At 70.9% G+C, this 26,288-nt stretch carries 29 protein-coding genes; 8 read left to right on the top strand and 21 right to left on the bottom strand.

From position 1 onward, the window contains the following. Nucleotides 1–10 precede the first annotated feature (10 nt). The 9 genes from ACWDD9_RS28580 to ACWDD9_RS28540 form a co-directional block, all read right to left on the bottom strand. Entirely contained in the window at nucleotides 11–1,639 is a 1,629-nt protein-coding gene (locus ACWDD9_RS28580; RefSeq protein WP_449813132.1) for a relaxase/mobilization nuclease domain-containing protein, read from the bottom strand. Between the two features lie 92 nt (nucleotides 1,640–1,731). Next, complete coding sequence (locus ACWDD9_RS28575) at nucleotides 1,732–2,169, bottom strand: MobC family plasmid mobilization relaxosome protein (protein WP_449813131.1); 438 nt, start codon at nucleotides 2,167–2,169, stop codon at nucleotides 1,732–1,734. A gap of 253 nt (nucleotides 2,170–2,422) precedes the next feature. Then, nucleotides 2,423–2,653 carry a hypothetical protein gene (locus ACWDD9_RS28570; protein WP_449813130.1) on the bottom strand — a complete coding sequence of 77 codons (231 nt, stop codon included), beginning with the start codon at nucleotides 2,651–2,653 and terminating at the stop codon, nucleotides 2,423–2,425. A gap of 53 nt (nucleotides 2,654–2,706) precedes the next feature. Then, nucleotides 2,707–3,942 (bottom strand): DUF2637 domain-containing protein, encoded by a 1,236-nt coding sequence (locus ACWDD9_RS28565; protein ID WP_449813129.1) that lies wholly within the window; start codon nucleotides 3,940–3,942, stop codon nucleotides 2,707–2,709. A 32-nt stretch (nucleotides 3,943–3,974) separates the two neighbouring features. Beyond that, the gene (locus tag ACWDD9_RS28560) at nucleotides 3,975–4,535 is read right to left on the bottom strand and encodes a WhiB family transcriptional regulator (protein WP_449813128.1); all 561 of its coding nucleotides are present in this window, start codon (nucleotides 4,533–4,535) and stop codon (nucleotides 3,975–3,977) included. 96 nt (nucleotides 4,536–4,631) lie between these two features. Then, nucleotides 4,632–5,336 (bottom strand): ATP-binding protein, encoded by a 705-nt coding sequence (locus ACWDD9_RS28555; protein ID WP_449813127.1) that lies wholly within the window; start codon nucleotides 5,334–5,336, stop codon nucleotides 4,632–4,634. Continuing rightward, complete coding sequence (locus tag ACWDD9_RS28550) at nucleotides 5,336–6,262, bottom strand: hypothetical protein (protein ID WP_449813126.1); 927 nt, start codon at nucleotides 6,260–6,262, stop codon at nucleotides 5,336–5,338. The genes ACWDD9_RS28555 and ACWDD9_RS28550 overlap by 1 nt, the downstream gene beginning before the upstream one ends. Before the next feature lie 41 nt (nucleotides 6,263–6,303). Further along, nucleotides 6,304–6,669, bottom strand: coding sequence for a hypothetical protein (locus ACWDD9_RS28545; protein ID WP_449813125.1), 366 nt, complete (start codon nucleotides 6,667–6,669; stop codon nucleotides 6,304–6,306). A gap of 619 nt (nucleotides 6,670–7,288) precedes the next feature. Further along, on the bottom strand, nucleotides 7,289–8,116 hold the full coding sequence (locus ACWDD9_RS28540; RefSeq protein ID WP_449813124.1) for an IclR family transcriptional regulator: 828 nt from the start codon (nucleotides 8,114–8,116) through the stop codon (nucleotides 7,289–7,291). Between the two features lie 305 nt (nucleotides 8,117–8,421). Between ACWDD9_RS28540 and ACWDD9_RS28535 the strand changes: the two genes are divergently transcribed. From ACWDD9_RS28535 to ACWDD9_RS28520, 4 genes are all read left to right on the top strand, one after another. Continuing rightward, entirely contained in the window at nucleotides 8,422–8,847 is a 426-nt protein-coding gene (locus ACWDD9_RS28535) for a helix-turn-helix domain-containing protein (protein ID WP_449813123.1), read from the top strand. A gap of 398 nt (nucleotides 8,848–9,245) precedes the next feature. After that, nucleotides 9,246–9,743: an ImmA/IrrE family metallo-endopeptidase gene (locus ACWDD9_RS28530; RefSeq protein ID WP_449813122.1), complete on the top strand. Its 498-nt coding sequence runs from the start codon at nucleotides 9,246–9,248 to the stop codon at nucleotides 9,741–9,743. Nucleotides 9,744–9,762: 19 nt separating this feature from the next. Then, nucleotides 9,763–11,019 (top strand): MAB_1171c family putative transporter, encoded by a 1,257-nt coding sequence (locus ACWDD9_RS28525; RefSeq protein ID WP_449813121.1) that lies wholly within the window; start codon nucleotides 9,763–9,765, stop codon nucleotides 11,017–11,019. 9 nt (nucleotides 11,020–11,028) lie between these two features. Further along, nucleotides 11,029–12,216, top strand: a complete 1,188-nt coding sequence (locus ACWDD9_RS28520; RefSeq protein WP_449813120.1) for a cytochrome P450 family protein — start codon at nucleotides 11,029–11,031, stop codon at nucleotides 12,214–12,216. Between the two features lie 147 nt (nucleotides 12,217–12,363). Here the strand turns inward: ACWDD9_RS28520 and ACWDD9_RS28515 are convergent, their stop codons facing one another. The 10 genes from ACWDD9_RS28515 to ACWDD9_RS28470 form a co-directional block, all read right to left on the bottom strand. Further along, the gene (locus ACWDD9_RS28515; protein WP_449813119.1) at nucleotides 12,364–13,263 is read right to left on the bottom strand and encodes a hypothetical protein; all 900 of its coding nucleotides are present in this window, start codon (nucleotides 13,261–13,263) and stop codon (nucleotides 12,364–12,366) included. Nucleotides 13,264–13,454: 191 nt separating this feature from the next. Further along, nucleotides 13,455–14,006, bottom strand: coding sequence for an NUDIX domain-containing protein (locus tag ACWDD9_RS28510; RefSeq protein ID WP_449813118.1), 552 nt, complete (start codon nucleotides 14,004–14,006; stop codon nucleotides 13,455–13,457). Next, on the bottom strand, nucleotides 14,003–14,950 hold the full coding sequence (locus ACWDD9_RS28505) for a phosphotransferase family protein (RefSeq protein WP_449813117.1): 948 nt from the start codon (nucleotides 14,948–14,950) through the stop codon (nucleotides 14,003–14,005). Before ACWDD9_RS28505 ends, ACWDD9_RS28510 begins: the two co-directional genes overlap by 4 nt. Then, nucleotides 14,947–15,705 carry a class I SAM-dependent methyltransferase gene (locus ACWDD9_RS28500; protein ID WP_449813116.1) on the bottom strand — a complete coding sequence of 253 codons (759 nt, stop codon included), beginning with the start codon at nucleotides 15,703–15,705 and terminating at the stop codon, nucleotides 14,947–14,949. The genes ACWDD9_RS28505 and ACWDD9_RS28500 overlap by 4 nt, the downstream gene beginning before the upstream one ends. Beyond that, nucleotides 15,702–16,502: an inositol monophosphatase family protein gene (locus ACWDD9_RS28495; protein ID WP_449813115.1), complete on the bottom strand. Its 801-nt coding sequence runs from the start codon at nucleotides 16,500–16,502 to the stop codon at nucleotides 15,702–15,704. Before ACWDD9_RS28495 ends, ACWDD9_RS28500 begins: the two co-directional genes overlap by 4 nt. Next, nucleotides 16,499–17,596, bottom strand: coding sequence for a hypothetical protein (locus ACWDD9_RS28490; protein ID WP_449813114.1), 1,098 nt, complete (start codon nucleotides 17,594–17,596; stop codon nucleotides 16,499–16,501). Before ACWDD9_RS28490 ends, ACWDD9_RS28495 begins: the two co-directional genes overlap by 4 nt. After that, complete coding sequence (locus ACWDD9_RS28485) at nucleotides 17,589–18,770, bottom strand: glycosyltransferase family 4 protein (RefSeq protein ID WP_449813113.1); 1,182 nt, start codon at nucleotides 18,768–18,770, stop codon at nucleotides 17,589–17,591. Before ACWDD9_RS28485 ends, ACWDD9_RS28490 begins: the two co-directional genes overlap by 8 nt. A 25-nt stretch (nucleotides 18,771–18,795) precedes the next feature. Continuing rightward, complete coding sequence (locus tag ACWDD9_RS28480; protein ID WP_449813112.1) at nucleotides 18,796–19,470, bottom strand: HAD family hydrolase; 675 nt, start codon at nucleotides 19,468–19,470, stop codon at nucleotides 18,796–18,798. Next, nucleotides 19,467–20,381: an aminotransferase class IV gene (locus ACWDD9_RS28475; protein WP_449813111.1), complete on the bottom strand. Its 915-nt coding sequence runs from the start codon at nucleotides 20,379–20,381 to the stop codon at nucleotides 19,467–19,469. Before ACWDD9_RS28475 ends, ACWDD9_RS28480 begins: the two co-directional genes overlap by 4 nt. An 82-nt stretch (nucleotides 20,382–20,463) precedes the next feature. Next, nucleotides 20,464–21,684 carry a hypothetical protein gene (locus ACWDD9_RS28470; RefSeq protein WP_449813110.1) on the bottom strand — a complete coding sequence of 407 codons (1,221 nt, stop codon included), beginning with the start codon at nucleotides 21,682–21,684 and terminating at the stop codon, nucleotides 20,464–20,466. Between the two features lie 436 nt (nucleotides 21,685–22,120). Here ACWDD9_RS28470 and ACWDD9_RS28465 point away from each other — a divergent pair, with 436 nt between their 5' ends. Both ACWDD9_RS28465 and ACWDD9_RS28460 read left to right on the top strand, forming a co-directional pair. After that, the gene (locus ACWDD9_RS28465) at nucleotides 22,121–22,978 is read left to right on the top strand and encodes a helix-turn-helix domain-containing protein (RefSeq protein WP_449813109.1); all 858 of its coding nucleotides are present in this window, start codon (nucleotides 22,121–22,123) and stop codon (nucleotides 22,976–22,978) included. Continuing rightward, a complete protein-coding gene (locus tag ACWDD9_RS28460; protein ID WP_449813108.1) occupies nucleotides 22,975–23,484 on the top strand; it encodes a DUF397 domain-containing protein in 510 nt (169 codons plus the stop codon). The genes ACWDD9_RS28465 and ACWDD9_RS28460 overlap by 4 nt, the downstream gene beginning before the upstream one ends. Nucleotides 23,485–23,637: 153 nt before the next feature. Here ACWDD9_RS28460 and ACWDD9_RS28455 read toward each other — a convergent pair whose 3' ends face one another. Then, nucleotides 23,638–24,336 (bottom strand): HAD family hydrolase, encoded by a 699-nt coding sequence (locus tag ACWDD9_RS28455; RefSeq protein WP_449813107.1) that lies wholly within the window; start codon nucleotides 24,334–24,336, stop codon nucleotides 23,638–23,640. 95 nt (nucleotides 24,337–24,431) lie between these two features. On the opposite strand from ACWDD9_RS28455, the gene ACWDD9_RS28450 reads away from it, so the two are divergent. Both ACWDD9_RS28450 and ACWDD9_RS28445 read left to right on the top strand, forming a co-directional pair. Further along, nucleotides 24,432–25,205, top strand: coding sequence for a helix-turn-helix domain-containing protein (locus ACWDD9_RS28450; RefSeq protein WP_449813106.1), 774 nt, complete (start codon nucleotides 24,432–24,434; stop codon nucleotides 25,203–25,205). Beyond that, nucleotides 25,189–25,662 carry an NUDIX hydrolase gene (locus ACWDD9_RS28445; RefSeq protein ID WP_449813105.1) on the top strand — a complete coding sequence of 158 codons (474 nt, stop codon included), beginning with the start codon at nucleotides 25,189–25,191 and terminating at the stop codon, nucleotides 25,660–25,662. Before ACWDD9_RS28450 ends, ACWDD9_RS28445 begins: the two co-directional genes overlap by 17 nt. On the opposite strand, the gene ACWDD9_RS28440 is transcribed toward ACWDD9_RS28445, so the two are convergent. Next, nucleotides 25,650–26,219, bottom strand: a complete 570-nt coding sequence (locus ACWDD9_RS28440; protein WP_449813104.1) for an HD domain-containing protein — start codon at nucleotides 26,217–26,219, stop codon at nucleotides 25,650–25,652. The two genes, ACWDD9_RS28445 and ACWDD9_RS28440, sit on opposite strands and share 13 nt — an antisense overlap. Between the last annotated feature and the right edge of the window lie 69 nt (nucleotides 26,220–26,288).

Genomic DNA, 26,288 nt, shown 5'->3' with positions numbered 1-26,288 from the left:
GGCGGCCGGGTCAGCGGCGCTGCCGCGAGGGGGCAGCGGGTGCGGCAGGTGTGGGCGGGGTCGCCGTGCTGGTGCTCCGGTGCGGCTTGCCGGCGGCGGGGTGGGGAAGCTTCGCGAGGTGCCGCACGCGCCAGGTCAGCACCGCGGTGACCGACCCGGCGGTGTCCAGCTCCCGCCACGAGCGGGCGCGCTCCAGCAGGGTGTCGGGGTCGTGCCCGGCGGCTTCCGCCTCGGCGAGGGCGGCGGCCAGGGCGTCGAACTCCGGCTCGGCGAGCATCCGCCGACCGCCTTCGCCCGGTACCGCCCGCCGCACGGCCTGCTCGTGGCGTTCGCGCACCGCGGCGGGTAGCTGTCGGCCGCGCTCGCGCAGGGCGGCCAGCGGCTGGCCGGCGGCCTGCCGGTACGCCGTCCGCAGGTTGTCGGCCGCCGCGCGGGCGGCGGCGGCCTGCTGCAGGTGGCCCTGCTTGGCGTGCCAGCGACCGGCCGCGATGACGAGCAGGATCAGCGCCGCCAGCGCGCCCGCGGCAGCGGTGGCGTCCGGGCCCCGGTTCGTGGTGTAGCCGCCGGACAGCACCTCGCGGGCCGCGGCCCGTACGGAGCGGGAGTCGGCGTTCGCGGCCCGCACGTGCGAGCGCGAGGCCCGCTCGTAGGCGCGGGCCGCGGCCAGCAGCTCGGCCTTCTGCGCGGGCAGGGCCGTGGCCGCCAGGGCGTCGAGCACCTCCCCGGTCGCCTCGACCACCCCGGCTGCGGCCTCGGGCTCGCCATCCAGGAGGCCGATGGCCTCCAGGACCGTGTCCGCGGCCCGCAGCCGCGCGGTGGCTGCCGGAGAGCGGCGGCCAGCCGGCCTTCGGCCGCCACCGTCCCGTGCCGTCCCTTCTGGCTTCTCCCGGCGCTCCGGGACCGGAGCGCCGAGGCGGCGGCGGATCTTGGGCAGGGTCAGGTCGGGAGCAAGTTTGTACCCTCCGAACCACACCGGCTCGCCGTTGGCGTCCCGCTTGCCGACGACGGCGACGCTGTAGCCGAGGGTGTCGCCGGACGGGCCCACCTTGCGGTTGACCAGCACACCAGCGGTCTCCAGCCGGGCGAAGAACTCGGCCTCGCCGCCGGCACCGGCGAGGGCCTGGCGGACCGCGTCGCGCAGCTGCTGCCGGCTCGTGTCCGCCTCGCCCAGGCGGGCGGCCTTGTGCTTCTCACGGTTGGTTGGCTCCTTCGCGGCCGTGCCGTCACCAGCGTTGAGCTCGCGCAGCCCCCACTCCCGTTCGATCGCGCGGCATTCGGCCTGGGCCCGGCGGAAGTCGAACTCGATGTCCGCCTTCCGCAGGTCGCCGCGCACGATGGTGGCGGCGATGTGAATGTGGTCCTCGGCATGCCGCACGGCGACCCACCGGCAGCCGTCCGGGTCGCCCTCCTCCGCGATGCCGGTGGCCGCGACCACCCGGCGCGCCACCACCGCCCACTCCTCGTCGCTGAGCAGCCGGTCGTCGGGAGCCGTACGGACCGAGCAGTGCCACACGGGCTTCTTCAACCGGCGCCGGGGACCGCGCTGGTCCACCCGCAGGTCGAGGGCCGTCTGGAGCTGCTTGATCGTGGCGTCCGGGTCGCGCCCCGGGTCCGGGGCGAAACCGTCCCAACTCGCCACGAGGTGCGGGTCGGTGTGCTCGTCCCGGCGCCCGGGGCCGTAGAGGTACGCCAGCAGACCGTACGTCCGGTCCCCACGGGTGATGTTCGGGTTCAGTGCTTCTTCCGCTGCTTGAGGAGACTGGCCGCCGTGGAGTCGACGGTGGCGACGGCACGGCGGACCGCGGTCAGCGCCTCGGCCAGGTCCACCGGGTGCGGGAGACCGCCGGAGTTCAGCTCCCGAGCGATCTGGTTGATGTTGTTGCCTACGCGGGCGGTCTGCCGGCGCGCTGCGGCGAGTTCGTCGAGCGCACGGTCGAGTCGGTCGTCGACGTCGAGCGCAACGTCATGTCGTGCTGCAGCGCTGAGCGCGGCAGTGGCGATGAAGCGCGCGACGGTCAGGGAACGCGCGTCGGCGGCGTGCTGGATCTGCGCTTCTTCGTCGGAGCTGACGCGGATCGTCAGCTTGCGCTGACGCTGCTGCGGCTCGTGGTAGCGGCGGCGAGGACGTCGCACAACGGTCGGTTCGTCGGCGGACTCGGCGGTAATCATCTGTTCCTGTCTTTGTCCTGGCCGCCGCTGCCCCCTGGCTGTGGCGAGCCGTGTTCGTGGCCGAGCGCCCCCGCTCGACCACGAACACAGCCTTCCCCGCCCCTTTGGCGGGGTGAGCCCCTGGACCGTCCGATAGGACGGTCCAGGGAGATAGCTCGCTCCGCCGTAGGTGGCAACGTGCCTGGGCTCCAGGGCGGTTGGCGGCGGACGGAGGTAGGGCTCGGTCAACGCCGCGGGTCGGGAGTATGGGCGGTCAGAAGTCGCCGCTGGCCAGTCCTCGGGCGGCGAACTCGGAGATCAAGTGGTCCATCACCACCTTCTCCGCCTGCTCTCCGTTGAGGGTCTCGACCGGTCCACCGGCGGACCGGCGGACCTCCCACCGGCCGTCGCCCAGCAACTGAGCGCGGTGGATGTGGTGGTGTCGGACCAGAACGGCCATGAAGTCGGCAACCAGATCGCGGTCCGCCAGCACGGTGGTGCTCATGTAGAAGCTCCGTTGGGTGAGTTGAGAGACGAAGAAGAGGAGAGAGTGCACGGTCACCGGCGCGGTGGCGGTGGCTTGTCGGTCCGCAGAGCGGCCAGGATCTCCGGGATCCTGGAGTTCGACACGCTGAGCCCCTGGCTGCGGATTCCATCCCCCACGACCTGGCGGGTAATCCGCCCGGCCTCTGCAGCGGCCCGGCGGCCAGCCTTCAAAAGTGCCGGGTCCAAGTCGCCGTCCGGACCACCGGGACGGACGGACGGACCACCGTCGTCCGGACCACCCGGGCGGACGGACGGACCACCGTCCGAACCACCGGGGCGGACGGACGGACCCCCCTCCGGACCACCCGGACCGCCGTCTTCCGGACCACCGGGGCGGACGGACGGACCACCGTCCGGACCACCCGGACCGCCGTTTTCCGGACCACCGGGGCGGACGGACGGACCACCGTCCGAACCACCCGGGCGGACGGACGGACCCCCCTCCGGACCACCCGGACCGCCGTCTTCCGGACCACCGGGGCGGACGGACGGACCACCGTCCGGACCACCCGGACCGCCGTCTTCCGGACCACCGGGGCGGACGGACGGACCACCCTCCGAACCACCGGAACTGTCCTGGCTCCGGCGCAGAATCCGTGCAGCAAATCGGGCTCGCCATCGTGAGCCCAGACGGTAGGTGGCGAGCTTCTCGTCAACGGTCCGGCCCTCCATCTGATTGCCGACCGTGAGTTCCGCATTGCTTGTACGGGACGTGGTGAGCGCGAGGGCTTCTCGGTCGGCCACCGTCCGCTTGTCGAGCGAGGACCCGCGGTCGGGCACCTCGTCTCGGCTCAGCAGGACGGTGCCCGGGGCCTGGTCGGCGGTTTGGAGGCCGTCGCCCAGGTTGTCCTGGGCTGTCTCGTGGCGGGTGACGATAATGCCGAGGTGGACCGCCCCGGCGAGCGCGATCGGGGCGATCGTGCTCAAGGACCCGACGGCGAGGTCTCCGAGGTGCAGTTCTCCGAGGGCGCCGGCCGTCTGCTCGTTGAGGCGGATCGCGTGCAGGGCGTTGGCCCAGACGCTGGTTCCGGTGGCGCCGGCGAAGAGGGACCAGGCGTAGGCCCGGGCGGTCCAGGGCGCTTCGCGCAGCAGGACGAGTGCGCGCACTCCGTAAGCTATGAACCCGTCGACAACCACTGGCCATGCGTAGCTGAGGTTTCCTCGGACGTGGATCGCCTGAGCCATCTGCTGGAGTGCGTCATAGGAGAGGCCGAAGCCGGTCGCGCCGAGTGCCGCGATGGCGGCCATGTCCCATCGGGAGACCTTGGGGCGGCCTTGGGTCACGCGGCCACCGCCGGGGTGAGCACCGTGGTGTCCCGCAGCTCTTCGGCGAGGGCGATCTCCTCGCGTCGCATGGACGCCGGGATGACGACGAGCTGGATACGGGCCTGGCGTCGGCGCGCGGTGGCGGCCTTGTAGCCGATTCCCAGCAGGGCGGCCCAGGTGTCGCGTGGAATTCCGGCTTCGGTGGCAACGCGGACCACGGCTTTCTTCTCGGCCTCGGTCAGCCGCGGCCGGTGGGTACCGAACAGGGTGGCGCGCACCCGGTCGAGGTCGACCTGTCGGCCTTCCCTGAAGGCGACGATCTGGCGGAGCTGTTCTTCGGTCCGGCCTCCGCGGATGCCGTCCTGAACCCCGCATTCGATGGCGTCGGTCAGGCACTCACGGCGCACCGGGCACCGCAGGCAGAGCGTGAGGGCTTCGCGGTGGGCGGTGGTGCGGCGGTCGGCGAAGAAGATGTCGGGGTCCTCGATCCCGGCGCAGGCGGCCTGGAGGCGCCAACGGGGGCAGCCGCGGTCGAGCTGCTCGTGGGCGGCTTCGAGTTCGGTGATGGTGGTCATTCGGGGGGTGTCTCCGTCGCGCCGTGGTGGCGGGCGCGTGGGCAGGGCGTCTCCCGGGGGCGGCTCGGCCGGCCCCGCGCGGGATCGCGGGAAGGGTCAGAAGGAGGGGGCGCGGCGCCGGTCGGGTCCGGCGAGGACGGTCTTGTGGCACATCTGGCGCAGGCGGCTGGCTGTGCGGTCGCCGAGGAGGCCGGAGAGTTCGCTGGGGGTGATGTTGCTGGTGAGGAGGGTCGGGAGCTGCTGCTCGTACCGGTGGTTGATCAACCGGTAGGTGGTCTCCTCGGTGAACTCCGAGACCCTGCCTGCGCCGAGGTCGTCCACCAACAGCAGGGGCATGCGCTCCAGGTCGCGCATCTCGCGTTCCGGGTCGGCGCCGGGGCGCGGGCGCATCATGGCGTAGAGGGTCACCGAGGTGATCGCCTGCCAGCGTAGCCGGACGCCAGCGCCGAGCAGCGCCCGGATCGCCCCGTAGGCCTGGTGGGTCTTGCCGGTGCCGGTCTCCCCGAGCAGGAGCAGGGAGCGGGCGCGGGCGATGCCGAGCTGTCCTTCCGGGCCTCGACGGGCGGCCTGCTTGACGTGCTCGACCCAGGCGAGGACCTGGGCGTCGTCGGCCACCGCGTCCTGGTACAGCGGCGGAATGCGGCTGGCCGCCAGCTCCAGCGCGTCCCGGTTCGGCTGCGGCACCGGGTGCTGCTCGGGCTGGCCGATCACCGAAGGGTCCACGCCCAGTCGGCTGAAGCGCTCGACGAGGCCCTGCAGCCCGATGCCCGCGCGGCGCGGGTCCCGGTCGCGGCCGGCCATCACAGGTCCCCGGCGTAGGCGGCGGCCCCGGCGGCCGGGTTGGTCCACGCCCGGTACGCGGCTCCGGTACGGGTCCGACCGGAGGCCAGGGCCTCCTGGACGAAGGACTCCAGGGCGCTGGGGCCCTTGGGGTTCTGCGCGAACCGCTGCAGGCCGGCGCGGACCTGCTCCGGGCTGTAGCCGGCGCCGAGCAGTTGCTTGATCTCCCGGCCGAGGTGCCCGCGGAACCGCTCGCTGGGCTGCTGCGGGCACGAGCGGACGTACTCGGCCAGCAGGGCGCTGGCTCCGGTGGTGTGCGGGTGCATCGCGGCGACCTGCTCGGCCGAGGGCTCCTCCGAGGCAAGGGACTGGGCGGGCGCGGCGCAGCCGCCCCCCGGAGGGGTAGATCCAGGATCCGTGATCCTGGATCCGTTCGTAGAGGGTGTCGTGGAGTCCGCGGTGCCCGGCTGCTGGTGGTCGGGGTTCCCGGTCTCGGAGCTGCTCCGGCCGGTGGTCTCGGAGGTGTCCGTGGGACGCGGTTCGGGCTGCTCGACGGGCTTCTTCCGGCTCCGCTTGGCCGGGACCGGGGTGTCGGTGTCGGCTTCCTGGGTCTGGTGCAGCGGGCACGGCACCAGGCGGGACTGGGAGGGCTTGTCGATCCGCTGGTGCTTGTTGAACGTCACGACGTGGAGCAGTTCCTCGCCTTCGTCGGCCGGGTTGACGTACCGGCACACCAGTCCGACGTCGGCCAGCTGGCGCAGGTCGTCCTCGACGCGCTCGGTCGTGTGGACGCCGCCGTCCCAGGAGCGCTTGCGCTTCCAGATCAGCCCGCGCAGGATTCCCGCGTCGTCGATGACCCTTCCTCGGTCGTCCACGTAGTTGAGCATGTAGATGAAGGTGCGCTCGGCGGACAGCGAGACCTCGGCGAGCTTCGGGTCGCGGCTCATCTCCGGCTTGTGGGTGCGTATGCGCCCGTCCTGGACCGCCATCACGCCACCCGTCCGAGGGAGGCGGCGACGGTGAGGCGGCCGGTGACGAGGTCGAGGTCGTGCTGGAGCCGCCAGTCACGCTGCGGCTGGTCGACGGCGACCCACCGCGCCACGGCCTCCTCGTGCTGCTGCGGCAGCGGGACGCCGGCGCCGTCGGCATCGTAGGCCCGGGCCAGCCAGAGGTGGTCGGGCTCGGACACGCTGACGCGCACGACCTTCGCGTCCGGTGCGACGGCGTGGACGCTTCTCTCGATCGCCCGGGCGGTGCCCTCGGAGATCCGGGTGGACCCGGCCAGGGCGACGGCGGCTGCGAGACCCGTCTCGGGCCCCTCTGTGCGTGGGGCTGTACGTGGGGTCGCGAACATGTAACACTTCCTCCTGCGCGAGTGGCGCCGGCCGAGCCTCCTACAGCAAGCCGGTGCACTGGTTTTGACATCGTGGCGCCCAGGAGTTCCCGCTCCCGGGCGCCACGTCGCGTTTTCGCCATCGGGCCATTGCGGCAACCTTCGGCTGCACGCATTTCCGTGGCGCAGGAGCGACTCTATGTTTACCGCTGGGAATACGTCAACGAATTCGATCGCTCTACGCGGATAGAAACTCCACTTTCCCGTCACACGGGAAACGGCCACGGGCCCTTCTGGGCTCTTTTCCCGCCAGACGGGAAATGGGCAGGCGGGGCATGGCGCGAGCATGATCAAAATTAGGCCCTACGAGCTGCCCCTTGGCGGCCCTGCGGGCTACCGGGCGGGCCATCAGCCCCTTCCGGCCCCGCCCTCAGCCCAAGGAAGACGGAAGCAGGGGAGTCCAGAAAATGCAAACGGCAAGGAGCTTGGGCTCCTTGCCGGAAATAAATATATGACCGCATTGCTCGAATCGGCGACTTCCCCCGCTTCCAGTCACGAAAGGGAGGAAGGTTCGAGCCGAGCGTCCCGGAGATTCCCGTCGGCCGGCTCCCCGGAAACGTCCGCCGCCGCCCTGCCGCCCTCAGGCCGCGGGGGCGGGGGCGGGGCGCGAGGTGCACTCGCTCAGCGTCCGGGCCGTTCGGCAGGTGTGCTCGACCAGCCGGCCCAGGTCGGCCGACCCGCCCACCGGCCTGGCGAGCGCCACAGAGCCGACGGCCACATCCCCCCACATGACCGGTGCCGCGACGGCCTCCCACCCGGGCACGACTTCCTCCCGCCCGACCGCGTACCCGGTGCGCCGGATCTCCGCGAGCGAGGCCGCGAGGGCCCGGTCGCTCCGCAGGGCTCCGGGTGCGGCGTCGCCGGGCAGCTCCTCGTCGAAGACGAGCTGCTGCAGCGGTTCGGGAAGGTGGGCGAGGATCACCCTCCCACTCGCCCCGGTGCGCAGGGACCGTGAGTGCGTGACCAGGGGACGCGCGAAGACGCCGAGGTCGCCTGGGTCCATCCGGCCCCATGCGTAGTCGGTGCACAGTCGCCGCAGCCCGCCAAAGGGAGCAAGCGCGAAAAGCAAAACAGCTGCGCCGGTACGCTCGTGGAGATCGGCCAGGATTCCCTGGGTCGTCGCGGCACCGGGTACGTGCGCCATGGCGTGAACGGCCGCCTTGATGATGGTCGGCCCCGGCCGGTACCGGCCGCGACGCACTTGGTCGACGGCCCCGCCGGGCACGCCCGACTGGAGGATTCGGTGCACGGTGGAATCCGGCATCCCCGTGGCGGCGGCGAGGTCGAGTACACGCTGGTCGCCGCCGGGCAGCTGCGTGAAGGCATCCTGGAGGGCATAGACCCGGGCATGGCTTGAGTGCAGGGCGGTGCGGGCGGGGTCGATGCCCCGGTGCTGGTCCTGGCTCATGATGCCGTTCCTACTCGAAGATGGCTGGTGGTACTGCGGAGGCGCAGAGGCTCTCGCGAGGGCGGCCGAGGAGAACTGTCCGGCCGACCCTTACGGCCGGCCGTCGTGGTCCACCCAGCCTCACGACAGGTTCGCGCAAGTGCCCCCATCAGGGCATTGGCACTTTAGTGCCCCTTTCGGCGCGACCAACGTACACCAAAGCGCCCACCTCGGGGACACTAGATCACCCCTTGGGATGTGCATCGGCGCACCAACAGGCACTAAAGTGCCGCCCTGGGATGACCCAAGACGCGGGAGGTGCTGCGATGGCCCAGCAGGCAGGCAAGGACCAAGGCGGACTGCCCCAGATCGCCGCACGGCTGAACTACCTTTTCGAGCACCGCCACCCGCGGACCCGCGGCCCGTACTCCGTCGCCGAGGTCGCAGCCGGCACCGACGTCGGCGAGAGCACCATCAAGCAGCTCCGCAGGGGCACCAAGGCGAACCCGACGATCAACACGCTTCGAACAATCTCCAGCTTCTTCGACATCCCCCCGACCTACTGGGTCAGCGACGAGGACCCCGCGAAGATGTTCGCCCAGCGAGACCTGGCCGCCGCCATGCGGGACGCCGGAATCCAGTCGATCGCGCTGCGCAGCCAGGGTCTCGGCCCAAAGAATATGCAGCGCATCCTGGAGATGATCGACATGGCGCGAGAGTCCGAGGGCCTGCCGCCAATCCCCCCCTCGTAACAACCCCAGCACCCCATGCTGTTTATTTTTAAACTTCATCTATGCGCATAGAGACGTCAGCGGGCAAACCATTCCTCCCCCGATGCCGTCAATCCGCGATTGAGATGCAGCTCACTCCCGGTCCGCAAGGATCGGGAGCACCCTTACTTTCAGTAATAAATCAACCGCCGCATCGATCCCGCGCCCCCAAAACAGCGCGGATGGTCGGTTTATGGCGGGCACTCTCCGTAGCGACCAGTAAGCACACCCTAACCGCATCCGGCGCCGCCCGGCCGCCGGCATCAAGATCAACTGGAAAACGATCTTCAACTCTCTGTTTACGATCATCCAGCTACTACAGCAAGGGAACTCCCCACCTGTACCGCCAGTGGATTCCTTGATCTTTTCTGGGAGGGATCGTGCATGCCGGTTCGCTACGCGATGCCTGCGAAGCCCGCCTCAAACATCTGTCCCTGCCTCACCGGTTCGGTGAGGCAGAGCTGATCGACGCGGTCTCCGAAGCGGTCGGACGGAAGATCGTCTGCGAGGCCATCGACATGAGAGGCACCTTTTCCTGTGGCCTGCGGAAGAGGTACGCCGACCGCGAGGTCATCTATTACGAGAAGAATGCTTCGCTGCTTCACCAGCGGCAGATCATCGCCCACGAACTCGCTCACATCGTCTGCGCCCACAAGGGAGAGATCGACCTCAGCGATGTCATGTCGGACGACGAACTCGCCGACCTGATGGACTGGAGCCTCCTCGGCGTCTCAGCTCGCACCGCATATGAAACCGAGGAGGAAATCGAAGCCGAGACGACGGCCACTCTGATGCTTCAGCTCATGTACCGCGGGGCCGTACTGCCCGCTTCCCGCCCCAGCGCAGCCGACGAGCGCTGGGACGCGCTCTTCGCCTGACCTGCAAGAGGATTCACCAATGATCAGCGCCATCTTCGGTGGCATGCCCCTGCTCCTGCTCGCCGCGTCGCTCTACTGGGCATTCAAACGGCGCCCGGGCAAGCGCCCCCCTGGCACCCTGAGCCTTTCCGCCCTTCTCGCGTGTTTCGCCGTGAGTTTCAGCGCGTACCAACCGGCTGTGCGGGCACTGGCAGACTCCGCCGTGGCGCTGGACTTCCCCCGGCTCGTAAGCAACTCCGCAACCCTGTCGGCGGCAGCGAGCGTCTCCGCGCTCCTCTGCTACCTCAACCACTCCGCCGCCGAGGCTCGTCGCCGAGTCCGCCTGCGGTTGTGGCTCCTGGCCGTGGCCGTCGGGATCATGGCCACCACCTTCGCGCTCACCCCTCCGAGTACGGTGTGGAGCGCCGTCGAGCACCAGGGCGGGCTCAGGACGCTGCCCACCTCTCTGCACCTCTACTCCATGGCGTACATCGCCTACCTCGGATACGCGGTGTACGACTGCCTCACCCAGACATGGACGCGCTCCAAGGCCTCGACCCGCACCAGCCAGCGGGTCGGCCTTCGCATGACGGCCCTGGGCTGCCTCTTCGCGCTGGCTTACACCGCTTACAAGACCGTCAACACCGTCGCGGCTCTGTTCGGCTGGAACGCCATCGCCGGCGGCGCCCGCTGCACGAGCCTGGTCACACCGGCCGACTGCGCCTTCAGCGTCACCGCGCCGGCCGTCAGCGTCCTGCTCATCACGATCGGCCTGACCCTCCCGGCCGTGCTGTGGCCGGTGACCCAGTTCCTTCGCCGCCGGTGGGAACGCCGGACGGCCGCCGACCTGCTGCCGCTGTGGCGCGACCTGACCGAGGTCTCCCCCAACATCGTCCTGAAGACGATCGGCGGGGCAGCCGAGTCCGAACCGGCCGCCCTCGTCCTGCACCGCAAGGTCGTCGAGGTCTGCGACGGCATCCTCGTTTTGGACGCCCACCGGTCCCGTGCGATCGAGCAGCTGGCCACCGACGCCGTCACCCGCCGAGGGCAGAGCGGCACCGAGACCGGTGCCGCCATCATCGAAGCCTCGATCCTCGCCGCGGCAATCGAGGCGGCCCGCGCCGACGCCCCGCCCCAGGACGACCCGGCTCCGCAGGCGACCGGCGAGTCCGTCCGTGCCGGCAGCCTTCGTGCCGAGGCGTTGTGGCTACGCTCGGTCTCCCAGCAGTACACCACCTCCGACATCGTCCGCACCGCCGTAGCCGCCCAGCGGCGGACGGCACTTGAAGCGGCATAGGGACCGGCCATGGCTTCCTCCCCCTTCACCGACCCGGCGTTCCTCGCTGACCGCTACCCCACCTACGCCGCCCTGCGCGCGACCTCCCCAGTAGTGCAGGTTCCACTGGACAGCGGCGCCACCACCGCGGCCGTCGTCACCGGCTACGACGCCGCGAAGCAGGCGTTCACCATCCCGGTGCTGTCGAAGGACACCGAGGCCTACTTTGCCGGCAGGCCGTCCGGCCGGTCCTTGCATCGGGCGGTCGCCCGCACCATGCTCAGCGTCGACCCGCCGGAGCACACCCGGCTCCGGCGGCTGGTGACCAGAGCGTTCACCCCGGCGAGAGCCACCGACCTACGCCCCTACATCCGCTCCCTCGCCGAGCAGCTCATCGGGCGGTGGCAACCCGGCAGCGAGGTCGACCTCGTCGAGGAGCTGGCCAGCCCATTGCCGGTCACCGTCATCTGCCAACTGCTCGGTGTGCCCCCGGCCAACCGGACCTCGGTACGCTCCTGGTCGACCGACCTGTTCGCCAGCGGCGACCGCCAGCGAATCGACGCCGCCTCCCACGCCCTGGCCGACTACATGACGGACCTGATCACCAGCAAGCGCACCCGCCCGGACCGCTCGCTGCTCTCCGACCTGATCGCGGTCCACGACGACGACACCGGCCGCCTCGACGAGGACGAGCTGCTCTCCCTCGCCGTGCTGCTGCTGGTCGCCGGCCACGAGACCACCACCGCGGCCATCGGCAACGCCGTGCTCGCGCTACTCCAGCACCCTGCCGAGCTGGAGCGCCTGCGCGCCAGCCCGCGCCGCATCCCGGGCGCCGTCGACGAGCTGCTCCGGTACGACTCCCCGGTCAGCATCGCGACGTGGCGGTGGGCGCCCGACGAGGTGGACCTCAACGGCACCGCCGTGCCCGCCGGCAGCCCGGTCTTCGTGTGTCCGGGGGCGGCCAACCGCGACCCTTCCCGATTCGCCGACCCCGACCGACTCGACCTCGACCGTGCGGATGCCTCCGCCCATCTCGCCTTCGGCCACGGGATCCATCGCTGCCTCGGCGCCCCGCTCGCCCGTACCGAGGTCGAGATCGTGCTCAGCGTCCTCCTGGAGCACGCCCCGAACCTTCAGCTGGCCATCCCCGCCGACCAACTCGTTTGGCAGCGGTCTCGGCTGGTCCGCGGCCTCGAAGCCCTGCCGGTGCAGCTGTAGGCACGGCCGGGTAAGTGCCCCGGCAACCGGCCGCACCCGGCTCCCGACAAGCCGCCCCTGCCCGACGACGGCCCATGTGCCCCGACAGCCGCCGAACACGCCCTGCCCTGTGTCTTGCCGACCGCGGCGGAGCGGCGCCGGCAGAGGTCAACGACCCATCGCTGCCCTGACCTTCGCCATCCCCCGAGCCGTCACCTCGGCACCACGAGTCGCGCTGTCCGGCCGAGGAGGCGCACCCCGGCACAGGCCGGGACGGGACACCAGGTCGCGGCACTCGTCGCACTCGTGCATCCGGCTAGCCGTTCTGGCGCGCTCTGCCGGCGCCGGACGCATCGGCAGCTTGCGCAGCAACCTGCTCCGGACTACACCGACCGGCGAGTGGATCGTCTCCGGCAGGCCGGACAGCAGCGCCGCTGCCAGCTCAGCCGGACCACTGCCTACCGCGAGCCACTCCGCCGCCAGCGGCGCCAGCTCCACCATCTCCGCCTCGCCCAGGCGCAGGCGCCGCTGGCCGTCCAGCGCCCGCTGCAGGGTGAACGCCGCCGCCCGCAGCGGGCCGTCCAGGTTCTCGACCGAGTTTCCCTCCTGCCCTCCCGCGGCCGCCGGCCGAGGCTCGGCCGACGTCTCCGGTGGGACTGCCACAGCGGGGAGGGAGGGTGCTTTGACCAGGTTCTTTACAAGATGGACGCCAGCATCACCGGAGCTCGAAGGACCGGACGCCGGATGGGGCACACTCGGCTCCACCTGCGCGTTTACCGCCTCCAGCAGCTCCCGGGCCTCCCGCAGGCCGGGTACCTGCGGGGTGTCGTAGACGTGGGCCTCGCTGCGGATCGTGCCGTCGGGCATCCGGTTCCTCTCGACCCGGTAGTACCCGGCCTCGATCAGCTCCCGGAGGGCCTTGCGCACCGCCGCACGGCTGTCGGTGCTGGAGTCTGCGATCTGCCGGGCGTCCTCGCGCCAACGCTCGGGACGGGACAGCAGATCGGCGAGAAGGCCGCGTGCGGCTAGGCTCAGCCGCCGGTCCTGCAGGACCGCGTTGGGCAGCACGGTGAAGTTTCGCGTGTGGGCGCTACGATGTACGAGCATCGGGAGTGATCGCTCCTGTTTGCCGGACCCCGGGGTGTTGGTAGCACCGCCGGGGTCACCTGTGTTCGATTGGACTACGGAACGTAGCACAGGGATTCGCTACTACCTACGGTCCGCTGCAAGCGATGTAGGTCACTCGAACCAGTCGCATTTCAGATGTAGTCGATGAAGTTGCTCCGGGTGTGCTCGATGTAGGTCGTCGTCCCGGAGCGGGCAGCGTCATCGACCTGGCGAAGGCGGTCCATGCTCCGCGGGTTGAGAACGTCGGTCCAGTCCTCGACTGGGCGGGCGGCCCATTCACTGTGTTCGGCGGGGTCGAGGTGGATCGCCGCGAGTTGCTCGAGGCTGAGCGTGTCGCCTTCGAAGATCAGGCCGAACTTGTTCGCGGGCCAGGTCGGTTCGGGCGGGAGGAAGTGGATGGCCAGCAGCCGGCCGCACGTCAACGTGAGGCCGATCTCCTGCCGGGTCTCGCGGACCGCAGCTTCGCGCGGGGTCTCGCCGGGGTCCATTTGGCCGCCGGGGAACTGCCAGATCTGGCCCTTGTCGGGCTTGTACACCGAGGAGTTGAGCAGCACCGGAAGCCCCTGCTGGTCGGTGATGTACAGCGAGGCGTACGCGGTCGCCCGGGGAAGGGTGGCGATGAACTCCGCAGGCGGGAGCCAGTTGCCGCGCTCCGGGTCGGGCTCGGGCAGGAAGCTGGTCATCGGCCCTTCCAGTCGGTCGAGGTGTTGAGGACGTCGGCGGCCCACTGGTAGTGGCCGGTATCGCGGATGTGCTTGTCCTGCTCGGGGTAGAGGTCGCAGCTGAGCAGCGCGATCGTGTGCAGGTGGGCGGCAAGGTCGTCGCGCCGGTCGGCGGGGAGGTCCTCGGCGGCGGCGGCCAGAAGGCGGTTGCGGACGTCGACGCGGTCTTCGTCGTACATCCGGTAGTAGGCACAGGCCCCGGCGAGGTCGTAGAGCGGGTCTCCGAGCAGCGTGAAGGTGCCGAGGTCGATGACGGCGGAGACCTTGCCGTCGGCGACGAGGATGTTGTCCGGGTAGAGGTCGCCGTGGATGACGCCTTCGGGCCCGGTGTAGGGGCGGGCGAGCCGCGCGGTGAGCTGGTCGGTGACGTGGTCGACGGCCGGGACGTCGCGGCGCAGGTCGGGGAGGACCTTCGGGAGCTTCTGCGCGAGGAGGCGGAGGAGGAAGGCGTGCCAGTCCTCGCCCTGGTGGGCCGGGTCGGGGTCGAGGAGCATCCTCCGGTCGAGCGGGGTGGTCAGGCGCAGGGCGGTGAAGTCGCGGACGGCGCCGAGGTAGGTGTGTTCGGTGGCCGGGTCGGTGAGGTCGAGGGCGTCGCCCATCGGGGTGCCGGGCAGGCGGGTCTCGGTGACGGCGAGCAGGGGGCCGTGCTGCTCGATGTTCTGGATCTCGGGCAGGGCGAAGGGGACGGTGCTGCGGTCGAAGCGCCGGTAGAGGTCGGCGATGGTCTCCAGTGCCTGGCGCTGGTCGGGGTCGGCGTAGACCTTGAGGACCTGGTCGTGGCCGAGGGCGTAGACGCGGGCCTCGGTGCCGGCGGCGATCAGGTCGGCGGGGGTGAGTCCGCGGGCGGCGATGAGCTGGTTCTCGGCTTCGGCGGTGATGCTGCTGGCGTCTCGGCGGGTGATCACGGCGTGCTCCGGGTGATGGCGGTGACGACGGTGCGGTTCTCGGGCCGGACGGGGCCGCCGGTGAAGTCCCCGGCGAAGGAGACGACGGCGAATCCGGCCTGGTGCAGGGCGTCTTCGAGTTCGGGTCGGGAGTACATGCGGGTGCGGCAGGTCGCGGACCAGCTGGGCCGGGTGTAGGTGACGTGGGCGTGCTTGGCCTCCCAGTCGTACCAGGCGCTCTCGGTGACCCCGTTGTTCGTGACGGTTTTGGTGCTGATGGGTTCCGTGCCGTGCCGGTTCTCGTGTTCGGCGCGCTCGCGGGTGGTCAGTTCCATGACGAGGTGGCCGCCGGGTTTGAGGGCGGTGGCCCAGGCGGTGAGGGCGGCGAGGTCGTCGGCGGGGGTGTTGAGGTAGCCGAAGCTGGTCCACAGGTTGAGGACGACGTCGAACTCCCCGGGCGGGGGGTTGCGCATGTCGGTCTGGTGGAAGTCGGCGCCGGGGTGGAGGGTGCGGGCGCGGGCGATCTGGTGGGGCGAGGCGTCGATGCCGGTGACGTGGAGTCCGCGGGCGGTGAGGGGGCCGGTGTGCCGGCCGAAGCCGCAGGGGACGTCGAGGACCCGGGTGCCAGGGGTCATGAAGTCCTTGGCACAGAGGGCGTTGAGGTCGGACTGGGTGCTGTCGTACTTGCCGAGGGCGCGGAAGGTCTCCTCGAAGCCGGGATCGAAGAAGCGGTCGGCCCAGTCGTCGGGGGCGGTCACGAGGGCGGTGTCGTTCACGGCGTGGGCTCCAGGGTGGTCAGCAGGAGGGAGTGCAGGTCGCGGGTGTCGGCGGCGACGAGGTAGCGGGCGGTGACGTCGGGGCCGTCGAAGCGGACCGGGTGGCCGTGCTCGTCGGTGATGCGGCGGCCGGTGGCGGTGAGGAGGTGGCACAGGGCGGCGATGTCCCAGGCCCGGTGACCGCACATTTCCGCGACGGCTCCGGCGGCGGTGCCCCGGGCCACTTCGATGAGCGCCCGGGTGGACTCGAAGGCGTCGACCCGCAGAGGTGTTCCGGCGGGCAGCCGCTCCCGCAGTCCGGCCGGCTCGAAGTAGCAGGCGTGGACGGGGCGCTGGTCGGGCGGTTGGGGGACGGGGCGAAACGTCGCCTGGTCGCGGTCGGCGACGGCGAGCACGCCCGCGGCGGGGAAGGAGGCGACGGAGAACTCGGGGGTGCTGCCGCGCCAGGCGCTGACGAGAACGGCGAAGTCCGTGGAGCCGTCGAGGTACTGGCGGGTTCCGTCGAGCGGGTCGATGTACCAGGTCAGCGCACGGCTGGTGGAGCGGGGGTGGTGGGTGTCGGGGTTTTCCTCGGTGACGATCAGGCCGGTGGGGTCGAAGCTGGTGATCGCCTTGACGAGGATCTGTTCGGCGTCGGTGTCGGCGGCGGAGACGAGCGTGCCGTCCGCCTTGTGGCGTACGTCCTCGGGGCCGGTCATGCCGGCGCCCGGCCAGGTGCTCAGCAGGCGGGTGGCGGCCTGGTCCACGGCGGCGACCAGGCTGCGCGACCAGTACGCGGGCTGGGTCAGGGTCGTCACCGCGGGCCCCCCGTCAGCGCGGCGACGATGTGCTCGCCCCACGCCTTCCAGGAGAACGCGGGGTCGTAGGCGGCCGGGTTGCGCGGCCGGTGGTACTGGGTGCGCATCGCGGCGATCAGGTCGGCGGTCTCGTGCTCGCCCTGGCCGACGAGGAGGTGGGTCTCCTCGGGGTGGCGGGGGTGCATGCCGGGGATGTCGCTGAGGATGGTCGGGCGCCGGTGGGCGATCAGGGCGCTGGCCGGTCCGGAGGTCTCGCCCAGCCAGGGGCCGCGCAGTTGGATGCCGCAGTCTACAGCGAGCAGCAGGGCGTTGAACTCGGCGTCGGGGAGGTAGCCGGTGTGGCGGATGGTGGGGTCGTCCGGGATGGTGAGGCCGTCGCGGGCCTCTCCGGCGAGCAGGAGCAGGGCGGCGGCGGGGCGGTCGATCCAGTTCCGCCAGGCGTCGAGCAGGGTGGGGATGCGCTTGTAGGCGCCGAGGAAGCCGAAGGTGGCGAAGATGAAGGACCGCTCGGGGAGGCCGTGGCGGGCCCGGGTGCCGACCGCGGGGGTGAGCGGTTCGACGGGGAAGGGCAGGTGCCGGATGTCGACCGACCTGTGGCGGTCGGCAAGGTGCTCGGCCAGTAGTGGGGAGTGGACGAGGACGCGGGTGGCCGCTTTGATCGCAAGGTCCTCGATGCGGGCGTTGAGGCTGTAGCGGTCGACGTGCGGGTGCTCGGCGAAGTACCGCTCCATGGTCGCCCGGGTGTCCAGGTGGGTGCCGACCGCGGCGGAGACGCGGGTCAGGACGGCTTGCTGCTCGGCGGGCGGGAGCTGGTCCCACGCCTCGTAGTAGTAGTCCAGGTTGTTGTACTCGTGGAGCAGGACCGTACCGGGCCGGGCGGCCAGCGCGCGGAACGCGCCGTGGTGGAGGGCATTGTTGCCCAGGTGGTAGAGGACGTGGTCGAAGGCGGCCGGGTCGATGCCGGGCCCGGCGATCCGGCGGGTGGTGAAGTGCTGGGCGAGGTGGGGCAGGGACTGGGTGATGTACGCGGCGACGCCGCTCTTGTCGCGCTCACCAGGGCCCCAGATGCCGAGGGTGGGCAGCTGCTCAGACACGGGCCGCTCCCACGGGGCGGGCGGCGTTGATCGCCTCGCTGTAGACGGAGGTGGTGTTGGCGACGCTGCGGGCCATGCCGAAGTACCGGGTGGCGCGGTCGGCGGCGGCCCGGCCCGCATGGGCCCGCAGGATGGCGGAGGCGGCGAGCTCGTCCAGCGCGGCGGCGTAGGCGGCGGGGTCGGCGGTGGCGACCAGGCGCCCGGTGTCGCGGGTGACCACCTCGTTGAGGCCGTCGGTGTCGCTGACGACGGCCGGGGCGCCGTGCTGCATGAATTCTATGCAGGCCAATCCGAGGCCCTCGGCGGTGCTGGGTTGGGTGACCAGGTCGGCGGCCTCGGCGAGCAGGTCACGCACCGCGTCCTCCTGGTCGGTCAGGAGCGTGACCCGGTCACCATGGCGAGCCGCCCGCTCAGCCACGTGGTGGAGGTAAGCGGTGTCGGAGCCGTTGGTGGAGCCGAGCAGGACGAGTCGGCTGTCGGTGCGGGTGGCCATCAGCTCGTAGGCGTCCAGCAGCCGGTGCTGGGCCTTGCGGGGGGTGTAGCGGCCGGTGAGGGCGATCAGCAGGCCGTCGCTGGGCACGCCCGTGGCCTGGGCGAGGAAGTGCCGGGCGGCACGGCGGTCGTGGACGCGCGGCCGGTGGGGTACGCCGAGGTGGACGGTGCGGATGCGCTCGGCCGGGTACCCGAAGCTCGCGGCCTGCCGGGCGAACGCCAGGCTGCCGGCCAGCACCAGCGTGGGCGGGCAGGTCCTGGCGACGAAGCGGGAACGCGGCCAGCCGCCGGGCTCAGTCTCCGGCCGTGTCTCGTGGAACGAGGCGACGACGGGCACCGTCTCGGCGAGCCCCGACATGTGCGTCAGCAGCAGCGCGGCCTGGGTGTGGGTGTGGATGACGTCCGGCTGCGCGTCGGCGAGCGGGGCGAAGTCGTCCAGAGCGGCGAACAGGCCACGCTCCCACGGCACCGCGTTGGGGTCCGGCGGCTGGAGCAGCGCGCCGCCGCGCAACACCCGCACCCCGCCCTCCCAGGTATCGGCGGGCTGGTCCGGGGAGTCGCGGTTGGTGAGGACGGTCACCTGGTGGCCGGCTCCGGCGAGGTGCTCGGCGAGGGTGGTGACGTGGGTCTCCAGGCCGCCACGGCGCGGGCGGTAGGTGGTGCTGACCAATCCGACGTGCATGCTGTTCCTCCGGTCTCGGAGTCGGTCAGGCGGTGGCGGGCAGGTGGTCCAGGAGCTGGGGCAGGGCGGTGATCACGGGCACCGGCAGTTCCCGGTAGACCCGGTGGCGGTCGTAGAGGACGGTGTCGGTGATGCCGGCGCGCAGCGCGCCGAAGATGTCGTTGATCAGGCCGTCCCCGACGAACAGCGCGTCCGCGGGCGCGCAGCCGAGCTGGCCGAGGGCGGAGGCGAAGATCTGTGGATCGGGCTTCTCGACTCCGGCGATGGTGGAGTCCACGACGACGTCGAAGAAGTCGGTCAGGCCGAAGCGGGACAGCTCCTCCACGAGGGTGCCGTCGGAGTTGGAGACCGCCGCCACCGCCAAGCCCCGGCTCCGGATCTCGCCGAGCACCGCGACGGCGTCCGGGTCGAGGTCGCGGTACAGGTCGGTGCGGTTGGTGCAGCGCTGCCAGGCGCGGCGGCCGGTCTCCGCTCCGACGCCCAGCAGTTGGCCCCACACTGCGCCGACCTTCTCGGGCCGGGTCAGGCCCTGGGGGAAGTCGAGGTGGTGGGCCTCGGCGGCGGTGGCGAGCGCGGCTTCGGCAGTCCTCGGGGCGACGCCGGTTGCGCCGACGGCGGCGAGTTCCTCGCCCATCACCTCCCCGCTGGGGTGGATGAAGGTCATCCCGATGTCGAACAGCACCGCCTTCCGGGGCCTCACGCGATCACCGCCAGGAAGGAGCTGTCGAGCGCGGGCCTGGTGCCGGCGCACATCGCCAGGTACTCCTCGCGCAGCGCGCTGCCGATCGGGTGGTCACCGTGGCGGGGGCGGTGGCCGTCGATGCGGCCGACGATGCGGACTTCGTCCAGCGTGCCGGTGACGAAGACCTCGTCGGCGCTGTGCAGGTCGCCGGGGGTCAGCGACTGCTCGGCGGCCGGGATGTTGAGGCGCTGCGCCAGGGCCAGCACGGTGGTGCGGGTGATGCTGGGCAGGATGCCGTCCGTGATCGGCGGCGTGGTGATCCGGCCGTGCCGCACGGTGAACACCGCGGCGCCGCCGGTCTCGGCGACGTTCCCGTGTTGGTTCAGCAGGATCGCCTCGTCCGCGCCGTTGTTCAGTGCCTCCAGGCGGGCCAGGCGGAACCCGGAGTACGCGGCGCCGGTCTTCGCGGCGGTCGGCAGTGCGTCGTCCGCGATCCGCCGCCGGCTGCTGACGATGCAGCGCATCGGCTCGACGGGCCGCACCGGCGCCGGGTAGCAGGTCACGATCGTGTCGGTGGTCATCTCCGTGCGCTCCGCGGTGTACCGGCCGGTGTCCACGTACACCGACGGGCGCACGTACACGTCGGTCTGCGGGTCGAGCGCGGTGAGCAACTGCTTGATGCCGTCGCGCAGTTCGACGGCGAGGCCGGGGTGGGGGATGTGCATCAGGGCGGCGGAGGACTCCAGGCGCTCCAGGTGGGCGTCCAGCCGCACGACGGCCAGGCGACCGTCCGGCTGCCGGTAGGCGCGCAGGCCCTCGAAGACGTTCACCGCCCGCATCGCGGTCTCACTGGTGACGTGGATCGTGGCTTCCGCCCACGGCCGCACCTTCCCGTTGTGCCAGATCAGTTCGGGGATGTTGGCGTTCATCGTCCTTCTCTCTTCCGGTCGGGGGCGGTGCCGGGTGGCCGACCGGCCTGGTCGGACACTCGGCACCGCGCGGGGAGCGCGGTCAGGCCGCGGCCGGCACCTTGACGTCGAGGTGGGCGGCGAGTTCGAGCAGCGCGGGGGTCGCCTCGCGGCGGCACATGAAGTCCTCGTCCCGCGCGCCCTCGACCAGGTACGGGCGGAACACCGAGCCCTCCTCGAAGCCCTCGCGGTCCAGGAAGAACACCTTCAGACCGCGCTCGCGGGCCCGCGCCTGCACCCGGCGGCGGTCGGCGTGGCTGCCGACCACCAGCAGCGACTTCGCCCCCGGAAGGAAGGGGACGTCCGGGATCTGCTCGTGGTAGCGGCGGACGTAGTGCTCGTCCAGGCCCGCCCGGGCCATCAGGCCGTCGAAGTTGTTGGTGATCACCGGCCCCACCAGGTGCCCGGCGTCCGCCAGACCGCGCAGGGTCCGGTGGCCGATGGTCGGCTCCGCCTGGAGGCACGCCCGGGTCATCTCGGTCAGTTCCGGCATCTTCGCCTCCGGTGCGCCGAGGATCTCCGGCAGGAACGTGTCCTCCCCGGGCGACAGCACGAACCGGTGGTCGGCCATGTCCGTCACCCGGTAGACCTCGTGCAACCGGTGCAGCGGCGGCACGCCCGCCTCCACCGACATGCCGCACCCGACCTCGACCTGGAACGGCAGGAAGTCCGCGATCATGGAAAGGTCCTGGATCAGCGTCGGGTTGCCTCGCTGTTCCTTGATCCGCATGCCGGCCGCCATCACCTTCCAGGGCATGTTCTGGTCGCGCAGCGCGGGCATGTGCCCCGCGGAGTTGATCGTCACGTCCAGGCTCTCGTACCCGGCCGGGAGCGTGCGCCCGGCGAGCTCGTCCTGCGGGTGCACGCGGTTCGGCACCACCGTGCACTCCAGGTCCCCGCGCCGCCACCGGCCTCGCTGTCCCGGCTGCCAGCCGCCGTCCGCGAGCGCCTTGCGGACCCGGTCGACGTGGTGGGCCAGCTCGGCCTCCGGGTAGGAGGCGCTGTGGAAGACGTACAGCTCGGGGACGGTGAGCACCGTCCCGCCGCCGACCTGCTTGGTGTCGTAGCGGTAGCGGTAGTGCAGGATGCGCCGGCGGCCGTCGTCGGGGCCGGTCCAGCCGGATTCCGCGGCGTTGCGGGGGTCCTGGGTGCGCCGCCACAGGCCCTCTTCCAGGTCGCGGGGCCGGTCGCGCCGGCTGACGTACTGCCCCCACCGCTTCGCCAGGGTCGGCGAGAGTTCTGCTGCCTCGTAGGGGAAGTGCATGGTGCTCTCCCTGCTGTAGATGTCCGCGCCGCGAGGGCGCCCAGCCGGTTCCGTGATCAAGTCCCCGCGCCGCGGCAGGAGCGTGCCGTAGCCGCTCGGGCGGGGGAATGCAGCAAGATCACGAGAATCGCGATCCGGAGGTGCGCCTCGGCGTGAAGGGAAGAGCGATACCTGACATTGAAGCCATCGCGGCCAACCAGCCTGTCGTTCGGGCGAGTTGCCGAGACTCGGCAGCCAGGGCGAGAGCATGCCGAAGAAGAGGCGCACTACCGGCCATTGCAGTCTGTGCCACACCGGACACTGACCGCACGCAAGATGATGACGCGCCGTCAGGGTGCTGGCAAGGGTTCGCGATAGGAAAAATTTTCCTGTAAGCCAAGCTGTATGGGCTCTGCTCGACCGACCCACTACGATCGATCTGACTTGGGAGGTGCCGATGCCTGGAGAACCCAACCCCCGACGCCGGAGGCTGGGCGCCGAGGTGCGCCACCGTCGCGTCGAACTCGGGTGGTCGCTGGAGGCATCGGCCAAGCAACTCGGGTACGGGTCGGCAAGCACCGCCCACAAGATCGAGTCCGGCCACCAGAAGATCACCCTCCAGCAGCTCCCCCACTTCCTCGGCGTCCTCGGAGTCACCGAGCCGGCCGCCCAGGAGTTCTGGCGGGAACTGGTGGTCAGCGCGAACAGCGACGACTGGACCGAACGCTTCCCCGGCGACGCGGACGACCCCTTCGGCAGCTACTACACCGACATCGAACTCGCCAGGTCGGCCTTCCTCTGGTCCCCGACCGCGCCGCACGGCCTCCTCCAGCACCCCCTCGTCGAACGAGAGATCATCGAGGCCGGGCGCGGCTGGAGCACCCCTGCCGACATCGACCGGTTCGTCACCATGCGCGCCGAACTCCGCGAACGCGTCCTCTCCCGGCAGCCACCGCCGACGATCACCTCCGTCCTCACCGAGGGCCAGCTCCGTCAGGAGATCGGAGGACCGACCGGAGCACGCCAGCAGGCCAGGCACCTCGCAGACCTGGCGAGGACCGTCCCCGGCATCAAGATCCTCGTGCTCCCCTTCGCCGCCGGCGCGCACGCGGGGATAGACGGGCCCTTCATGCTGATGGAGTTCCCTACGGGCCGCACGAGCGTCACCATCGAAGGCAGGCGGTCAGCTCTCCACATCCACGAGGCCGACGTCGTCGCCGAGTACAAGTCCGTCAGCGAGCACATGATGGACGACGCCCTCTCCCCCGAAGACTCCCTCACCTTCCTGGAACAACTCGCTGAGGAATACGCATGACCCTGCACCACGGCGCGCCCGTCCCCACCGTCCCGCGCACCGACGCCGACCCCGTCTGGCTGGCCCAGCAGCTTGCCCAGGCCCAGTGGCGGTCCGCCAGCACTGGCGGTACGAACTGTGCCGAGGTCGCCCTCCTGCCACGCGGGATCACCGCCGTACGCGACTCCCTCAACCCTGACCAGCAGCCCCTCGTTCTCTCCGACGCGGCCTTCGAGCAGTTCGCCGACGCGGTCATCGCCGACCTGTTCCGCAGGCCGCCCGGCCTCGACTCGAACCCCGTCACCGCGACCGGCAAGAACGACCTCGCCGCCGAGTGGCTGGCCACTCACCTCGACTCGGCCGCATGGCGGTTCGGGGGCAGCGGGAGCATCGGCGTAGCCTTCCTGCCCCGTGACGTCACCGCCTTCTGCAGCCCCCTCGGCCAGGACAGGCGCCTCCTCATCTTCGCGCAGCCCGAGATCACCGACTTCTTCGCAGGCATCAGAGCCGGGCTGTTCCGTCGGTGAGGTGGCAGTAGCTGTAGCGGCGAGCCTGAATTCGTGTCACGACGTTCCGTTGTGCAGCCTGCTGTCCAGGTACGCCCGCACCGGTCCGAGCAACCCGTGCGCCACGAACTCGGGGGCCGGGTGCCGGGTCGTGGGTGACCCACACTCCCCAGTTCAGTCCCGTTCGGCGGCAACTCGCGCAAGGTGCGCCAGCAAGGCAGCTGTGTCGGTCAGGTCCGACAACACCACCTCGGCGCCGGCCACACGAAGGTCAGAGGCGGAGTGGACCCCCGTGGCGACGGCCACGATATGAACCCCGTTGGTCAGCGCGGCCTCGACGTCCCGGGGAGTGTCACCGACCAGCACCACAGGAGCACCTGCGGGGAGAGCATGGGCGACGTGGACGCGGTCTCGGGCCACCGCGACGAGTGCCGCCCGATCCCGGTGGTCGGCACCATAGGCACCGACCTCCAGGTCCACCAGGCCGTCGAGCCCAAAGGCTGCCAGCTTCAACCGGGCGTTCGCCGCGATGTTCCCGGTCAGCACCGACGAGACGACCCCGGGCTCCTGCGCGACAGCGGTAAGGGCCTCCCGAGCACCGGGCAGCGCGCGGCCGCGCAGCCGCAGCTCCTCCGACCGCGCCCGGCCGGCCGCTTCGAGAGCGGCCTGGACGACGTTCCACCCCGGCTGGGCCAGACCGTCACGGTCGAACATCTCTCGCATGATCAGTCGATCGGTGCGCCCTTCTGTCACCGCAGGGCCAGACGGCCGACGCTGCGCCACGGCCTCGAAGGCCGCCGCATAGATTTCCTTGCTCACTCCCGCGTTGTCGATGAGCGTGTGGTCGATGTCCCACAGGACGAAGAGCGCCATCGGGCCAGCGTAGGCAACCCGTCTGGTGCGCGTCGGCCGCTACGCGTCCTAGGACGTCCTTGCGAGTCCTACCGTCGTCCGGTTGGATATCTGCTGTGAACGAGCGATTGCGCTCCGCACTCGCCCAGCGTGGCGTCTCCCCAGTGGAGCTCGCGGCGGCCTGCGAGGTGGACCCCAAAACGGTGACCCGCTGGTTAGGCGGTCGACTGCCGCATGCACGCCACCGGTGGAATGTTGCGCGCCACCTGAAGGTGGACGAGGACTTCCTCTGGCCCCAGGCCCGGCCCCAGACCGGACAGGCGTCCGGTCCCGGCACCGGCCTCGTGGCTACGTATCCCGACCGTGCCAGCGTCCCGCGGGAGATGTGGCTCTCTCTCCTGCTGGAAGCAGAGCAGGGCATCGACGTGCTGGTGTTCTCGGGGACGTTCTTCGCCCAGTCGAACCCGCGCATTGCCGCCATGCTGGCGCAGCGCGCGGCGGCTGGGGTGAAGGTCCGGCTGTGCTTCGGCGACCCGCAGGGCCGCGCGGTGGCGATCCGCGGACGCGAGGAGGGCATCGGCGACGCGCTCGCAGCGAAGATCGGCGCCTCGCTGACCTACTACCGGCCGCTGCTGGGCACGCCCGGATGCGAGATCCGTCTGCACGACACCACCCTCTACAACTCGGTGTTCCGTTACGACGACGACCTGCTGGTCAACCCGCACGTGTGGGGCCAGCCGGCGTCCGCCAACCCGGTGTTGCACCTCCAGAAGGGTGGCGGCCTCGGTTGGTTCGGCGGCTACGCTTCGAGCTTCGACGCGGTCTGGGACTTGGCCCGGCCGTGGACCGACAACGCGCAGGAAGGTCAGTCTCGTGGCCGGCAGGACTGAGTACTACGGCGATCCGGACGCACCGGCCGCGAACTCGCTGGTGCCCGCGAGCAACCTGCTCGTGCAGAACGAGGCCGGCGAGATCCTGTTGCAGCGCCGACGCGACACCGGGCAGTGGGCCCTGCCCGGCGGGAAGCAGGACATCGGCGAGTCCGCCGCCGACTGCGCGGTGCGCGAGTGCGAGGAGGAGACCGGGATCAAGGCGGAGATCACCGGACTCCTCGGCGTCTACTCCAACCCGGAGCACATCGTCGTGTACAGCAGCAACGGCGAAGCCCGCCAGCAGTTCGAGGTGGCGTACATCGGCCGCCCTATCGGCGGCACCCCGACGGTCAACGACGAGGCCGACGGTGTGCGCTGGGTGAAGCCGGGCGACCTGGACGAGTACGACATCCACCCGAGCATGCGCCAGCAGATCGGCCACTTCCTCAGTGGCAGGTACCCCTACCTCGGCTGAGCCGCGGCGGCGAGCCGGTGTTCGGTGCGGGCCACCGCTGCCTCGATCTCCGGCTGCGCGCGGTGGATGAACCGTCCCACCAGCGTGTCGGCTCCGTAGCGGGCGAGGATCTCCGCGACCCGCTGGCTGGCGCTGGTGGGCATGCCGTCGGGAGTGGTGGTCATGTCGCAGAAGATCAGGGCGTCCACCAGCACCTGGTCGTCGAGCAGCGGGAACTCCCGTTCCAGGGTCTCACGCAGCCCGCGTTCCTCAGCCTCCAGCAGGGCGAGCGAGTGGTTGGCCACCAGCCGCACGAGCCGCGTGTCCGCGCCCTGCTGGCCCTCCAGGAAGCGTGCGCCGTCCAGGGGGTGGAAACCGGTCGCGGCAAGCCGAGGTGCGTAGCCGACGTCATGGAGCACGGCGGCGGCTATCAGCAGGCCGCCGTCCGGCCCGGCGACCAGGGCCAGTTGCGCGGCCTGGCGTGCCACCCCCTGGGAGTGCGCCCACCGCCTCGGCAGGGTGGCCGACAGCTCTTCTTCGGCGATCCGCCACGCCCACTGGGGCAAAGTCTCCGTCATGCTGTCGGCCTTCCCGCCCGGCGGGCGCTCCATACGCTGTGTGCAAGGGCTGTCCGGGCCACCGCGGCC

Source organism: Kitasatospora sp. NPDC001119 (assembly GCF_053598475.1).
Note: the sequence above shows the minus strand (reverse complement) of the source record. Positions and strands in the feature narration are given on the sequence as shown.

What these genes read in the sequence shown, in the direction of transcription:
- ACWDD9_RS28555 (WP_449813127.1), bottom strand. Translation starts at nt 5,336, where the DNA reads ATGGCCGGCCGCGACCGGGACCCGCGCCGCGCGGGCATCGGGCTGCAG.
- ACWDD9_RS28550 (WP_449813126.1), bottom strand. Translation starts at nt 6,262, where the DNA reads ATGAGCCGCGACCCGAAGCTCGCCGAGGTCTCGCTGTCCGCCGAGCGC.
- ACWDD9_RS28475 (WP_449813111.1), bottom strand. Translation starts at nt 20,381, where the DNA reads ATGAACGCCAACATCCCCGAACTGATCTGGCACAACGGGAAGGTGCGG.
- ACWDD9_RS28465 (WP_449813109.1), top strand. Translation starts at nt 22,121, where the DNA reads ATGCCTGGAGAACCCAACCCCCGACGCCGGAGGCTGGGCGCCGAGGTG.
- ACWDD9_RS28470 (WP_449813110.1), bottom strand. Translation starts at nt 21,684, where the DNA reads ATGCACTTCCCCTACGAGGCAGCAGAACTCTCGCCGACCCTGGCGAAG.
- ACWDD9_RS28560 (WP_449813128.1), bottom strand. Translation starts at nt 4,535, where the DNA reads ATGACCACCATCACCGAACTCGAAGCCGCCCACGAGCAGCTCGACCGC.
- ACWDD9_RS28565 (WP_449813129.1), bottom strand. Translation starts at nt 3,942, where the DNA reads ATGGCCGCCATCGCGGCACTCGGCGCGACCGGCTTCGGCCTCTCCTAT.
- ACWDD9_RS28485 (WP_449813113.1), bottom strand. Translation starts at nt 18,770, where the DNA reads ATGCACGTCGGATTGGTCAGCACCACCTACCGCCCGCGCCGTGGCGGC.
- ACWDD9_RS28455 (WP_449813107.1), bottom strand. Translation starts at nt 24,336, where the DNA reads ATGGCGCTCTTCGTCCTGTGGGACATCGACCACACGCTCATCGACAAC.
- ACWDD9_RS28545 (WP_449813125.1), bottom strand. Translation starts at nt 6,669, where the DNA reads ATGTTCGCGACCCCACGTACAGCCCCACGCACAGAGGGGCCCGAGACG.
- ACWDD9_RS28535 (WP_449813123.1), top strand. Translation starts at nt 8,422, where the DNA reads ATGGCCCAGCAGGCAGGCAAGGACCAAGGCGGACTGCCCCAGATCGCC.
- ACWDD9_RS28540 (WP_449813124.1), bottom strand. Translation starts at nt 8,116, where the DNA reads ATGAGCCAGGACCAGCACCGGGGCATCGACCCCGCCCGCACCGCCCTG.
- ACWDD9_RS28575 (WP_449813131.1), bottom strand. Translation starts at nt 2,169, where the DNA reads ATGATTACCGCCGAGTCCGCCGACGAACCGACCGTTGTGCGACGTCCT.
- ACWDD9_RS28510 (WP_449813118.1), bottom strand. Translation starts at nt 14,006, where the DNA reads ATGACCAGCTTCCTGCCCGAGCCCGACCCGGAGCGCGGCAACTGGCTC.
- ACWDD9_RS28520 (WP_449813120.1), top strand. Translation starts at nt 11,029, where the DNA reads ATGGCTTCCTCCCCCTTCACCGACCCGGCGTTCCTCGCTGACCGCTAC.
- ACWDD9_RS28525 (WP_449813121.1), top strand. Translation starts at nt 9,763, where the DNA reads ATGATCAGCGCCATCTTCGGTGGCATGCCCCTGCTCCTGCTCGCCGCG.
- ACWDD9_RS28440 (WP_449813104.1), bottom strand. Translation starts at nt 26,219, where the DNA reads ATGACGGAGACTTTGCCCCAGTGGGCGTGGCGGATCGCCGAAGAAGAG.
- ACWDD9_RS28460 (WP_449813108.1), top strand. Translation starts at nt 22,975, where the DNA reads ATGACCCTGCACCACGGCGCGCCCGTCCCCACCGTCCCGCGCACCGAC.
- ACWDD9_RS28570 (WP_449813130.1), bottom strand. Translation starts at nt 2,653, where the DNA reads ATGAGCACCACCGTGCTGGCGGACCGCGATCTGGTTGCCGACTTCATG.